The sequence below is a fragment of the Serratia sp. ME47 genome (assembly GCF_903970925.1).
Lineage (GTDB): Bacteria > Pseudomonadota > Gammaproteobacteria > Enterobacterales > Enterobacteriaceae > Serratia > Serratia ureilytica.
Genome location: NZ_CAJCKE010000044.1, coordinates 1 through 10012 on the forward strand (window position 1 = coordinate 1; position 10012 = coordinate 10012).

Below are 10012 nucleotides of genomic sequence, written 5' to 3' on the forward strand. Positions count from 1 at the left end.
CCACAGTTCTACTTCCGTACTACTGACGTGACCGGTACCATCGAACTGCCAGAAGGCGTAGAGATGGTAATGCCAGGCGACAACGTGAACATGGTTGTAACCCTGATTCACCCAATCGCGATGGACGACGGTCTGCGTTTCGCAATCCGTGAAGGCGGCCGTACTGTAGGCGCTGGTGTTGTTGCTAAAGTTATCGCTTAATCGCGAATAATTTTTCGACACAAAAAAGGGCACTTCGGTGCCCTTTTTTTATGCAATTTGTACAAATCTTAATTGAAATAAAAACCATTCCTATTTAGACTCAATGCATTGGTTAAGAAGTGAGTCTCTCTATGTATGTATGTCTGTGTAATGCGGTGACTGACAAAGCGATCCGTAATGCGGTGCGTCAGCACAATCCCCATACCATGAAGCAACTGCGTGAACTTGTGCCGATTGGTACCGATTGTGGAAAGTGCATTCGTCAGGCAAGACAGATTATGGTGGAGGAACGCGGAACTATCATCCCAATGCATGAAGTTGCCTAACAAAGGGTAAGGTTATTTTTGACTCTTGGCTTACAGGTTCTACACTTTTAGAACTGGCCAGGAGGAGTTACCTATGAAAGGCGATAAAAAGATCATTGCTCACCTCAATAAACTGCTCGGCAACGAGCTGGTTGCCATCAATCAATATTTCCTGCACGCCCGCATGTTCAAGAATTGGGGCTTAATGCGCCTCAACGACAAGGAATATCACGAGTCGATCGACGAAATGAAACATGCCGATCGCTACATCGAGCGTATCCTGTTCCTGGAAGGGATACCGAATCTGCAAGATCTCGGCAAGCTGAACATCGGCGAAGACATCGAAGAGATGCTGCGTTCCGATCTGGCGCTGGAGCTGGCGGGCGCCAAGAACCTGCGCGAAGGCATCGCCTATGCCGATTCGATCCACGATTACGTTAGCCGCGATTTGATGATTGATATCTTGGCCGATGAAGAAGAGCATATCGACTGGCTGGAAACGGAGCTGGATCTGATTGCCCGTCTCGGTATTCAGAACTATGCCCAGGCCCAGATTTTAGAGCGCAAAGAGTAAGCCTTCCGTCCATTCGTCATCGTCTCTCCTGCCGGCGGCCGTTTTATCGGTGGGGCAGGGGAGAGTGTTCCCGCCAAGCCTAATTCATTCCCTGTTCACCGTGTTAACACGCCAACTGCCAATGAACGCGCAAAAATGACGATTTCCTGAGCATATTTCCAACTGCGGCTTGCTTCCTGGGCCATTTTGCGTATAATGCGCGGGCTTACCTAATCTTGGTAAGCCTGATTTTAGCGAATCAGTCGATTGGCAGGCCTTTTTTGCCTTTCGAACAATACTCCCGATATGGGGGTTATATGTTGACGATTACACTCCCCCATCAATCGAAATGGGTGTGAGGAGTAATTATTTACGTTTATAAATAATTGGAGCTCTGGTCTCATGCAGAACCAAAGAATCCGTATCCGCCTGAAAGCGTTTGATCATCGTCTGATCGATCAATCAACCGCGGAAATCGTCGAGACTGCAAAGCGCACTGGTGCGCAAGTCCGTGGTCCGATCCCGCTGCCAACTCGCAAAGAGCGCTTTACCGTTCTGATTTCTCCGCACGTCAACAAAGACGCGCGCGATCAGTACGAGATTCGCACTCACAAGCGTCTGGTTGACATCGTTGAGCCAACCGAGAAAACCGTTGATGCTCTGATGCGTCTGGATCTGGCTGCCGGTGTAGACGTGCAGATCAGCCTGGGTTAATCAGGTCATTGAGCGATTGAGAGGTTGAAACAATGATTGGTTTAGTCGGTAAAAAAGTGGGTATGACCCGTATCTTCACTGAAGATGGCGTTTCTATCCCAGTAACCGTAATTGAAATTGAAGCGAACCGCGTGACTCAGGTTAAAAGCCTGGACACCGACGGTTACCGTGCCGTTCAGGTTACCACTGGTAGCAAAAAAGCTAACCGTGTAACCAAGCCGGAAGCGGGCCATTTCGCTAAAGCTGGCGTTGAAGCTGGCCGTGGTCTGTGGGAATTCCGCCTGGAAGAAGGTCAAGAATTCGCTGCAGGTCAGGAAATTAGCGTAGAAATCTTCGCTGACGTTAAAAAAGTCGATGTTACCGGTACTTCTAAAGGTAAAGGTTTTGCTGGCACTGTTAAGCGCTGGAACTTCCGTACCCAAGACGCTACCCACGGTAACTCCTTGTCTCACCGCGTTCCGGGTTCTATCGGTCAGAACCAGACTCCGGGCAAAGTGTTCAAAGGCAAGAAAATGGCTGGCCACCTGGGTGATGAGCGCGTAACCGTTCAGAGCCTGGACGTAGTACGTGTTGACGCTGAGCGCAACCTGCTGCTGGTTAAGGGTGCTGTACCGGGCGCAACCGGTGGCAACCTGATCGTTAAACCAGCTGTGAAGGCGTAAGGGGATAGCAATGGAATTAGTATTGAAAGACGCGCAAAGCGCGCTGACTGTTTCCGAAACTACCTTCGGTCGTGATTTCAACGAAGCGCTGGTACACCAGGTTGTTGTTGCTTATGCAGCAGGTGCCCGTCAAGGTACCCGTGCTCAGAAGACCCGTGCTGAAGTAACTGGTTCCGGCAAAAAGCCATGGCGTCAGAAAGGCACCGGCCGTGCGCGTTCAGGTTCTGTAAAGAGCCCGATCTGGCGTTCAGGCGGCGTGACCTTTGCTGCTAAGCCACAGGACCACAGTCAGAAAGTAAACAAAAAGATGTACCGCGGCGCGCTGAAAAGCATCCTGTCCGAACTGGTACGTCAAGATCGTCTGATCGTTGTCGAGAAGTTCTCTGTAGAAGCGCCTAAAACTAAGCTGCTGGCACAGAAACTGAAAGATATGGCTCTGGAAGACGTGCTGATCGTGACCGGTGAACTGGATGAGAATCTGTTCCTGGCAGCTCGCAACCTGTACAAGGTTGACGTGCGCGATGTAGCAGGTATCGATCCGGTTAGCCTGATCGCCTTCGACAAAGTGGTTATGACTGCTGATGCTGTGAAGCAAGTTGAGGAGATGCTGGCATGATCCGTGAAGAACGTTTGCTGAAAGTGCTGCGTGCACCGCACGTATCTGAAAAAGCATCCGCTGCGATGGAAAAAAGCAACACCATCGTTCTCAAAGTTGCCAAAGACGCGACCAAAGCAGAAATCAAAGCTGCAGTGCAGAAACTGTTTGAAGTCGAAGTCGAAGACGTGAACACCCTGGTTGTTAAAGGGAAAGTGAAACGTCACGGTCAGCGTGTTGGTCGTCGTAGCGACTGGAAAAAAGCTTACGTCACCCTGAAAGAAGGCCAGAATCTGGACTTCATCGGCGGCGCAGAGTAAGTCGGAGGAGTAAGAACAATGGCAATTGTTAAATGTAAACCTACATCTCCGGGTCGTCGCCACGTTGTTAAAGTGGTTAACCCTGAGCTGCACAAGGGTAAACCTTATGCCCCGCTGCTGGAAAAACTGAGCAAAAGCGGTGGTCGTAACAACAATGGCCGTATCACCACCCGTCATATCGGTGGTGGCCACAAGCAACATTATCGTCTGGTTGACTTCAAGCGCAACAAAGACGGTATCCCTGCTGTGGTTGAGCGTCTGGAGTACGATCCGAACCGTTCCGCGAACATCGCGCTGGTTCTGTACAAAGACGGCGAACGCCGTTACATCCTGGCGCCGAAAGGCCTGAAAGCTGGTGACCAGATTCAATCTGGCGTTGATGCTGCAATCAAAGCGGGTAACACCCTGCCGATGCGCAACATTCCAGTTGGTTCAACGGTTCACAACGTAGAAATGAAACCAGGCAAAGGCGGCCAGATGGCTCGCTCCGCTGGTGCCTACGTTCAGATCGTTGCTCGTGATGGTTCCTACGTAACTCTGCGTCTGCGCTCCGGCGAAATGCGTAAAGTTCCAGCTGATTGCCGCGCCACCCTGGGTGAAGTCGGTAACGCTGAACACATGCTTCGCGTTCTGGGTAAAGCAGGTGCTGCACGTTGGCGTGGTGTTCGTCCTACCGTTCGCGGTACGGCGATGAACCCGGTAGATCACCCGCACGGTGGTGGTGAAGGTCGTAACTTTGGTAAGCACCCGGTAACTCCGTGGGGCGTTCAGACCAAAGGTAAGAAGACCCGTAGCAACAAGCGTACTGATAAGTTCATCGTACGTCGCCGTAGCAAAAAATAATTAGAGGATAAGCCATGCCACGTTCTCTCAAGAAAGGTCCTTTTATTGACCTGCACTTGCTGAAGAAGGTAGAGAAAGCGGTGGAAAGCGGTGACAAGAAGCCTTTGCGCACTTGGTCCCGTCGTTCAACGATCTTTCCTAACATGATCGGTTTGACCATCGCTGTCCATAATGGTCGTCAGCACGTACCAGTGTTCGTTTCCGATGAAATGGTCGGTCACAAACTGGGTGAATTCGCGCCGACTCGTACTTATCGCGGCCATGCGGCTGATAAAAAAGCTAAAAAGCGCTAAGGTAGGAGGAAGAGATGGAAACTATCGCTAAACATCGCCACGCTCGTTCTTCTGCTCAGAAGGTTCGCCTTGTTGCTGACCTGATTCGCGGTAAGAAAGTGTCGCAAGCTCTGGAAACTCTGACCTACACCAACAAGAAAGCTGCTGGTCTGGTTAAGAAAGTGCTGGAGTCTGCCATTGCTAACGCAGAACACAACGATGGCGCTGACATCGATGATCTGAAAGTTACGAAAATCTTCGTAGACGAAGGCCCAAGCATGAAGCGCATTATGCCGCGTGCAAAAGGTCGTGCAGATCGCATCCTGAAGCGCACCAGCCACATTACTGTGGTTGTGTCCGATCGCTGAGACTCTGGAGACTAGCAATGGGTCAGAAAGTACATCCTAATGGTATTCGCCTGGGTATTGTCAAACCTTGGAACTCTACTTGGTATGCGAATACCAAAGAATTCGCTGACAACCTGGACAGCGACTTTAAAGTTCGTCAATTCCTGACTAAGGAACTGTCGAAAGCTTCCGTTTCTCGCATCGTTATCGAGCGTCCTGCGAAGAGCATCCGTGTGACCATTCACACTGCTCGCCCAGGCATCGTTATCGGCAAGAAAGGTGAAGACGTCGAAAAACTGCGCAAGGTCGTAGCGGACATCGCTGGCGTTCCTGCACAGATCAACATCGCCGAAGTCCGTAAACCGGAACTCGACGCTAAATTGGTTGCTGACAGCATCACTTCTCAGCTGGAACGTCGCGTTATGTTCCGTCGTGCTATGAAGCGTGCAGTACAGAACGCAATGCGTCTTGGCGCTAAAGGTATCAAAGTTGAAGTAAGCGGCCGTCTTGGCGGCGCTGAAATCGCACGTACCGAATGGTACCGCGAAGGTCGTGTTCCATTGCACACTCTGCGTGCGGACATCGACTACAACACATCTGAAGCGCACACCACTTATGGTGTAATCGGCGTTAAGGTATGGATCTTCAAAGGTGAGATCCTGGGTGGTATGGCTGCAGTTGAACAACCGGAACCGGCTGCTCAACCTAAAAAGCAGCAGCGTAAAGGCCGCAAGTAAGGAGAGTCGCTGATGTTACAACCAAAGCGTACAAAATTCCGTAAGGTGCACAAGGGCCGCAACCGTGGTCTGGCGCAAGGTACGGATGTTAGCTTCGGCACTTTCGGTCTGAAAGCTGTTGGCCGTGGCCGTCTGACTGCTCGTCAAATCGAAGCAGCTCGTCGTGCAATGACTCGTGCAGTTAAGCGTCAAGGCAAGATCTGGATCCGTGTATTCCCGGACAAACCGATCACCGAGAAGCCGCTGGAAGTGCGTATGGGTAAAGGTAAGGGTAACGTGGAGTATTGGGTTGCCCTGATCCAGCCTGGTAAGGTCCTGTACGAAATGGACGGCGTGCCAGAAGAGGTTGCCCGCGAGGCATTCAAACTGGCAGCAGCGAAACTGCCGATCAAAACCACCTTTGTAACTAAGACGGTGATGTAATGAAAGCACAAGAGCTGCGTGAAAAAAGCGTTGAAGAGCTGAATGCCGAGCTGCTCAACCTGCTGCGTGAGCAATTCAACTTGCGCATGCAGGCGGCCAGTGGCCAGCTGCAACAAACTCACCTGTTGAAACAAGTGCGTCGTGACGTCGCACGCGTTAAGACTTTACTGACTCAAAAGGCGGGTGTGTAAATGACTGAAGTTATCCGTACCCTGCAGGGTCGTGTTGTTAGCGATAAAATGGAGAAATCCATCGTTGTTGCTATCGAGCGTACTGTGAAGCACCCAATCTACGGGAAATTCATCAAACGTACGACCAAGCTGCACGTACATGACGAGAACAACGAATGTGGTACCGGCGACGTGGTTGAAATCTGCGAATGCCGCCCACTGTCCAAGACCAAGTCCTGGACGTTGGTTCGCGTTGTAGAGAAAGCGATTCTGTAATAGAGTAGCTGGCTCTCACTTAATAAACGGCTCAGAAAATGAGCCGTTTATTTTTTCTACCCATACCAAGTAAGCGGTGTTATAATGCTGCGCCCTCGGTTATGGGGCTTTTCAACGGCCTAATTTTTACTTGGGTCTTTAAAGTAGTAGTTGACATTAGCGGAGCACTAAAATGATCCAAGAACAGACTATGCTGAACGTCGCCGACAACTCCGGTGCACGTCGCGTAATGTGTATCAAGGTTCTAGGTGGCTCGCACCGTCGCTACGCAGGCGTCGGCGACATCATCAAAATTACCATCAAGGAAGCAATTCCTCGCGGTAAGGTGAAGAAAGGCGATGTTCTGAAGGCGGTAGTGGTGCGCACCAAGAAGGGTGTACGTCGCCCGGACGGTTCTGTCATTCGCTTCGATGGCAATGCATGCGTTATTTTGAACAATAACAGCGAGCAGCCAATCGGTACGCGTATTTTTGGGCCGGTAACTCGTGAACTGCGTAATGAGAAGTTCATGAAAATTATCTCTCTGGCACCAGAAGTACTCTAAGGAGCGAACATGGCAGCGAAGATCCGTCGTGATGACGAAGTTATCGTGATTACCGGGAAAGACAAAGGTAAGCGCGGTAAAGTAAAAAATGTCCTGTCTGCTGGCAAGGTCATTGTTGAAGGCATCAACCTGGTTAAGAAACACCAGAAGCCGGTTCCGGCTCTGAACCAACCAGGCGGCATTGTTGAGAAAGAAGCTGCAATTCAGGTTTCTAACATTGCTATCTTCAACGCGGCTACCGGCAAGGCTGACCGTGTAGGCTTTAGATTCGAAGACGGCAAAAAAGTCCGTTTCTTCAAATCTAACAGCGAAACTATCAAGTAATTTGGAGTAATACGATGGCGAAACTGCATGATTACTACAAAGACGAGGTAGTCAAACAACTGATGTCTCAGTTTGATTACAACTCTGTCATGCAAGTCCCTCGGGTCGAGAAGATCACCCTGAACATGGGTGTTGGTGAAGCGATTGCTGACAAGAAACTGCTGGATAACGCAGCAGCGGACCTGGCAGCTATCTCCGGTCAAAAACCGTTGATCACCAAAGCCCGCAAATCCGTTGCAGGCTTCAAAATCCGTCAGGGCTATCCGATCGGCTGTAAAGTAACTCTGCGTGGCGAACGCATGTGGGAGTTCTTTGAGCGTCTGATCTCCATTGCTGTTCCACGTATCCGTGACTTCCGTGGCCTGTCCGCCAAGTCATTCGATGGCCGTGGCAACTACAGCATGGGCGTGCGTGAGCAAATCATCTTCCCAGAAATCGACTACGACAAAGTCGATCGCGTTCGTGGTTTGGATATTACCATTACCACTACTGCGAAATCTGATGATGAAGGCCGCGCGCTGCTGGCTGCTTTTAACTTCCCGTTCCGCAAGTAAGGCAGGGTTACTGATGGCTAAGCAATCAATGAAAGCACGCGAAGTCAAGCGCGTGAAATTAGCTGACAAGTTCTTTGCAAAACGCGCTGAACTGAAAGCTATTATCTCTGATGTGAACGCATCCGATGAAGATCGTTGGAATGCCGTTCTCAAGCTGCAAACTCTGCCGCGTGATTCCAGCCCGTCTCGTCAGCGTAAACGCTGCCGCCAAACTGGCCGTCCACATGGTTATGTGGGCAAATTCGGGTTGAGCCGTATTAAGCTTCGTGAAGCCGCTATGCGCGGTGAAGTACCAGGCTTGAAAAAGGCTAGCTGGTAATTACCAATTGAATCACGGGAGTAAAGACAGATGAGCATGCAAGATCCGATCGCGGATATGCTGACCCGTATCCGTAACGGTCAAGCCGCGAACAAAGTTGCGGTCACCATGCCTTCCTCCAAGCTGAAAGTGGCAATTGCCAACGTGCTGAAGGAAGAAGGTTTTATTGAAGATTTCAAAATCGAAGGCGACGCCAAGCCTGTTCTGGAACTGGTACTGAAGTACTTCCAGGGCAAAGCTGTGGTAGAAAGCATTCAACGTATCAGCCGTCCAGGTCTGCGCATCTACAAGAAAAAAGATGAGCTGCCAAAAGTTATGGCCGGTTTGGGTATCGCTGTTGTTTCTACCTCTAAAGGTGTTATGACCGATCGTGCAGCTCGCCAGGCTGGTCTTGGTGGCGAGATTATCTGCTACGTAGCTTAATTCGGGAGGAAAGAATGTCTCGTGTTGCAAAAGCACCCGTCGTCATTCCTGCCGGCGTAGAGGTAAAACTCAACGGTCAGGTTATTTCGATTAAGGGTAAAAACGGCGAGTTGACTCGTACTATCCACGACGCCGTTGAAGTGAAGCAAGAAGCTAACGCACTGACTTTCGCTCCGCGCGAAGGTTTTGCTAACGCATGGGCCCAAGCGGGTACCACGCGCGCTCTGCTGAACGCAATGGTTGTTGGTGTTACCGAAGGCTTCACCAAGAAGCTTCAACTGGTAGGTGTTGGTTATCGTGCTGCCGTTAAAGGCAACGTGGTGAATTTGGCCCTGGGCTTCTCTCACCCTATCGATCACCAGCTGCCGGCAGGTATCACTGCTGAATGCCCAAGCCAAACTGAAATCGTGCTGAAAGGCGCTGATAAGCAGGTAATTGGCCAGGTAGCAGCAGATCTGCGCGCTTACCGTCGTCCTGAGCCTTACAAAGGCAAGGGTGTTCGTTACGCCGACGAAGTCGTGCGTACCAAAGAGGCTAAGAAGAAGTAAGGTAACACTATGGATAAGAAATCTGCTCGTATCCGTCGTGCGACCCGCGCACGCCGCAAGCTCCAAGAGCTGGGTGCAACCCGCCTGGTGGTACATCGTACCCCGCGTCACATTTACGCACAGGTGATTGCTCCAAACGGTTCTGAAGTACTGGTAGCCGCTTCTACTTTAGAAAAAGCTATCGCGGAGCAACTGAAGTATTCCGGTAACAAAGACGCAGCAGCAGCCGTAGGTAAAGCTCTGGCTGAGCGCGCGTTGGAAAAAGGGATTGCGAAAGTATCCTTTGACCGTTCCGGTTTCCAATATCATGGTCGAGTCCAGGCACTGGCAGATGCTGCCCGTGAAGCTGGCCTTCAGTTCTAAGGAAGAGGTTTAAGATGGCTCACATCGAAAAACAAGCTGGCGAACTGCAGGAAAAGCTGATCGCGGTAAACCGCGTATCTAAAACCGTAAAAGGTGGCCGTATTTTCAGCTTTACCGCACTGACTGTAGTTGGTGATGGTAACGGTCGCGTTGGTTTTGGCTACGGCAAAGCACGCGAAGTTCCAGCAGCGATCCAGAAAGCGATGGAAAAAGCCCGTCGCAACATGATGAACGTCGCGCTGAACAGCGGCACCCTGCAGCACCCTGTTAAGGGCGCTCACACGGGTTCTCGCGTGTTCATGCAGCCTGCTCATGAAGGTACCGGTATCATCGCGGGCGGTGCAATGCGCGCCGTTCTCGAAGTTGCTGGGGTGCACAACGTATTGGCTAAAGCTTATGGTTCCACCAACCCGATCAACGTGGTTCGTGCAACTATCGACGCTCTGGCGAATATGAAGTCTCCTGAAATGGTCGCTGCTAAGCGTGGTAAATCCGTTGCCGACATTCTGGGGTAATTGA

Annotated in this window: 21 protein-coding genes and 1 pseudogene; all 22 read left to right on the top strand. The window is 50.8% G+C overall.

Annotated elements, in window-relative coordinates:
- A pseudogene (gene tuf / locus H7A77_RS24255) lies at positions 1-201 on the top strand (elongation factor Tu); the annotation flags it as partial.
- 131 nt (positions 202-332) lie between these two features.
- Positions 333-527: a bacterioferritin-associated ferredoxin gene (gene bfd / locus H7A77_RS24260; protein ID WP_015379266.1), complete on the top strand. Its 195-nt coding sequence runs from the start codon at positions 333-335 to the stop codon at positions 525-527.
- Positions 528-600: 73 nt separating this feature from the next.
- Complete coding sequence (bfr, locus tag H7A77_RS24265) at positions 601-1080, top strand: bacterioferritin (protein WP_004929784.1); 480 nt, start codon at positions 601-603, stop codon at positions 1078-1080.
- Positions 1081-1461: 381 nt separating this feature from the next.
- Positions 1462-1773: a 30S ribosomal protein S10 gene (rpsJ, locus tag H7A77_RS24270; protein ID WP_001181005.1), complete on the top strand. Its 312-nt coding sequence runs from the start codon at positions 1462-1464 to the stop codon at positions 1771-1773.
- Between the two features lie 32 nt (positions 1774-1805).
- Positions 1806-2435 carry a 50S ribosomal protein L3 gene (gene rplC, locus H7A77_RS24275; protein ID WP_015379265.1) on the top strand — a complete coding sequence of 210 codons (630 nt, stop codon included), beginning with the start codon at positions 1806-1808 and terminating at the stop codon, positions 2433-2435.
- A gap of 10 nt (positions 2436-2445) precedes the next feature.
- Positions 2446-3051 (top strand): 50S ribosomal protein L4, encoded by a 606-nt coding sequence (gene rplD / locus H7A77_RS24280; RefSeq protein WP_004929779.1) that lies wholly within the window; start codon positions 2446-2448, stop codon positions 3049-3051.
- On the top strand, positions 3048-3350 hold the full coding sequence (gene rplW / locus H7A77_RS24285) for a 50S ribosomal protein L23 (RefSeq protein WP_004951179.1): 303 nt from the start codon (positions 3048-3050) through the stop codon (positions 3348-3350). Before rplD ends, rplW begins: the two co-directional genes overlap by 4 nt.
- A gap of 18 nt (positions 3351-3368) precedes the next feature.
- The gene (gene rplB, locus H7A77_RS24290; protein WP_004929775.1) at positions 3369-4193 is read left to right on the top strand and encodes a 50S ribosomal protein L2; all 825 of its coding nucleotides are present in this window, start codon (positions 3369-3371) and stop codon (positions 4191-4193) included.
- 14 nt (positions 4194-4207) lie between these two features.
- Positions 4208-4486, top strand: coding sequence for a 30S ribosomal protein S19 (gene rpsS, locus H7A77_RS24295; protein WP_004929772.1), 279 nt, complete (start codon positions 4208-4210; stop codon positions 4484-4486).
- A gap of 14 nt (positions 4487-4500) precedes the next feature.
- The gene (gene rplV / locus H7A77_RS24300; RefSeq protein ID WP_002223844.1) at positions 4501-4833 is read left to right on the top strand and encodes a 50S ribosomal protein L22; all 333 of its coding nucleotides are present in this window, start codon (positions 4501-4503) and stop codon (positions 4831-4833) included.
- A gap of 17 nt (positions 4834-4850) precedes the next feature.
- Positions 4851-5549, top strand: coding sequence for a 30S ribosomal protein S3 (gene rpsC, locus H7A77_RS24305; protein WP_004929766.1), 699 nt, complete (start codon positions 4851-4853; stop codon positions 5547-5549).
- Between the two features lie 12 nt (positions 5550-5561).
- A complete protein-coding gene (rplP, locus tag H7A77_RS24310) occupies positions 5562-5972 on the top strand; it encodes a 50S ribosomal protein L16 (RefSeq protein WP_004929764.1) in 411 nt (136 codons plus the stop codon).
- Positions 5972-6163: a 50S ribosomal protein L29 gene (gene rpmC, locus H7A77_RS24315; RefSeq protein ID WP_004929762.1), complete on the top strand. Its 192-nt coding sequence runs from the start codon at positions 5972-5974 to the stop codon at positions 6161-6163. Before rplP ends, rpmC begins: the two co-directional genes overlap by 1 nt.
- Entirely contained in the window at positions 6164-6418 is a 255-nt protein-coding gene (gene rpsQ, locus H7A77_RS24320) for a 30S ribosomal protein S17 (protein ID WP_182074765.1), read from the top strand.
- Positions 6419-6590: 172 nt separating this feature from the next.
- Entirely contained in the window at positions 6591-6962 is a 372-nt protein-coding gene (rplN, locus tag H7A77_RS24325) for a 50S ribosomal protein L14 (protein WP_000613954.1), read from the top strand.
- A gap of 9 nt (positions 6963-6971) precedes the next feature.
- Positions 6972-7286: a 50S ribosomal protein L24 gene (gene rplX / locus H7A77_RS24330; RefSeq protein WP_004929758.1), complete on the top strand. Its 315-nt coding sequence runs from the start codon at positions 6972-6974 to the stop codon at positions 7284-7286.
- Between the two features lie 14 nt (positions 7287-7300).
- Positions 7301-7840, top strand: a complete 540-nt coding sequence (rplE, locus tag H7A77_RS24335; protein WP_004929756.1) for a 50S ribosomal protein L5 — start codon at positions 7301-7303, stop codon at positions 7838-7840.
- A 13-nt stretch (positions 7841-7853) separates the two neighbouring features.
- Entirely contained in the window at positions 7854-8159 is a 306-nt protein-coding gene (gene rpsN, locus H7A77_RS24340) for a 30S ribosomal protein S14 (RefSeq protein ID WP_004929754.1), read from the top strand.
- Positions 8160-8189: 30 nt separating this feature from the next.
- On the top strand, positions 8190-8582 hold the full coding sequence (rpsH, locus tag H7A77_RS24345; RefSeq protein ID WP_004929753.1) for a 30S ribosomal protein S8: 393 nt from the start codon (positions 8190-8192) through the stop codon (positions 8580-8582).
- A 14-nt stretch (positions 8583-8596) separates the two neighbouring features.
- The gene (gene rplF, locus H7A77_RS24350) at positions 8597-9130 is read left to right on the top strand and encodes a 50S ribosomal protein L6 (RefSeq protein ID WP_004929751.1); all 534 of its coding nucleotides are present in this window, start codon (positions 8597-8599) and stop codon (positions 9128-9130) included.
- Between the two features lie 9 nt (positions 9131-9139).
- Positions 9140-9493 carry a 50S ribosomal protein L18 gene (rplR, locus tag H7A77_RS24355; RefSeq protein ID WP_004929748.1) on the top strand — a complete coding sequence of 118 codons (354 nt, stop codon included), beginning with the start codon at positions 9140-9142 and terminating at the stop codon, positions 9491-9493.
- A gap of 14 nt (positions 9494-9507) precedes the next feature.
- Positions 9508-10008: a 30S ribosomal protein S5 gene (gene rpsE, locus H7A77_RS24360; RefSeq protein WP_004929747.1), complete on the top strand. Its 501-nt coding sequence runs from the start codon at positions 9508-9510 to the stop codon at positions 10006-10008.
- Positions 10009-10012: the final 4 nt, after the last annotated feature.

Bases quoted from the DNA above. Each gene is read 5' to 3' on its own strand.
- bfd (WP_015379266.1), top strand. From the start codon at position 333: ATGTATGTATGTCTGTGTAATGCGGTGACTGACAAAGCGATCCGTAAT.
- bfr (WP_004929784.1), top strand. From the start codon at position 601: ATGAAAGGCGATAAAAAGATCATTGCTCACCTCAATAAACTGCTCGGC.
- rpsJ (WP_001181005.1), top strand. From the start codon at position 1,462: ATGCAGAACCAAAGAATCCGTATCCGCCTGAAAGCGTTTGATCATCGT.
- rplC (WP_015379265.1), top strand. From the start codon at position 1,806: ATGATTGGTTTAGTCGGTAAAAAAGTGGGTATGACCCGTATCTTCACT.
- rplD (WP_004929779.1), top strand. From the start codon at position 2,446: ATGGAATTAGTATTGAAAGACGCGCAAAGCGCGCTGACTGTTTCCGAA.
- rplW (WP_004951179.1), top strand. From the start codon at position 3,048: ATGATCCGTGAAGAACGTTTGCTGAAAGTGCTGCGTGCACCGCACGTA.
- rplB (WP_004929775.1), top strand. From the start codon at position 3,369: ATGGCAATTGTTAAATGTAAACCTACATCTCCGGGTCGTCGCCACGTT.
- rpsS (WP_004929772.1), top strand. From the start codon at position 4,208: ATGCCACGTTCTCTCAAGAAAGGTCCTTTTATTGACCTGCACTTGCTG.
- rplV (WP_002223844.1), top strand. From the start codon at position 4,501: ATGGAAACTATCGCTAAACATCGCCACGCTCGTTCTTCTGCTCAGAAG.
- rpsC (WP_004929766.1), top strand. From the start codon at position 4,851: ATGGGTCAGAAAGTACATCCTAATGGTATTCGCCTGGGTATTGTCAAA.
- rplP (WP_004929764.1), top strand. From the start codon at position 5,562: ATGTTACAACCAAAGCGTACAAAATTCCGTAAGGTGCACAAGGGCCGC.
- rpmC (WP_004929762.1), top strand. From the start codon at position 5,972: ATGAAAGCACAAGAGCTGCGTGAAAAAAGCGTTGAAGAGCTGAATGCC.
- rpsQ (WP_182074765.1), top strand. From the start codon at position 6,164: ATGACTGAAGTTATCCGTACCCTGCAGGGTCGTGTTGTTAGCGATAAA.
- rplN (WP_000613954.1), top strand. From the start codon at position 6,591: ATGATCCAAGAACAGACTATGCTGAACGTCGCCGACAACTCCGGTGCA.
- rplX (WP_004929758.1), top strand. From the start codon at position 6,972: ATGGCAGCGAAGATCCGTCGTGATGACGAAGTTATCGTGATTACCGGG.
- rplE (WP_004929756.1), top strand. From the start codon at position 7,301: ATGGCGAAACTGCATGATTACTACAAAGACGAGGTAGTCAAACAACTG.
- rpsN (WP_004929754.1), top strand. From the start codon at position 7,854: ATGGCTAAGCAATCAATGAAAGCACGCGAAGTCAAGCGCGTGAAATTA.
- rpsH (WP_004929753.1), top strand. From the start codon at position 8,190: ATGAGCATGCAAGATCCGATCGCGGATATGCTGACCCGTATCCGTAAC.
- rplF (WP_004929751.1), top strand. From the start codon at position 8,597: ATGTCTCGTGTTGCAAAAGCACCCGTCGTCATTCCTGCCGGCGTAGAG.
- rplR (WP_004929748.1), top strand. From the start codon at position 9,140: ATGGATAAGAAATCTGCTCGTATCCGTCGTGCGACCCGCGCACGCCGC.
- rpsE (WP_004929747.1), top strand. From the start codon at position 9,508: ATGGCTCACATCGAAAAACAAGCTGGCGAACTGCAGGAAAAGCTGATC.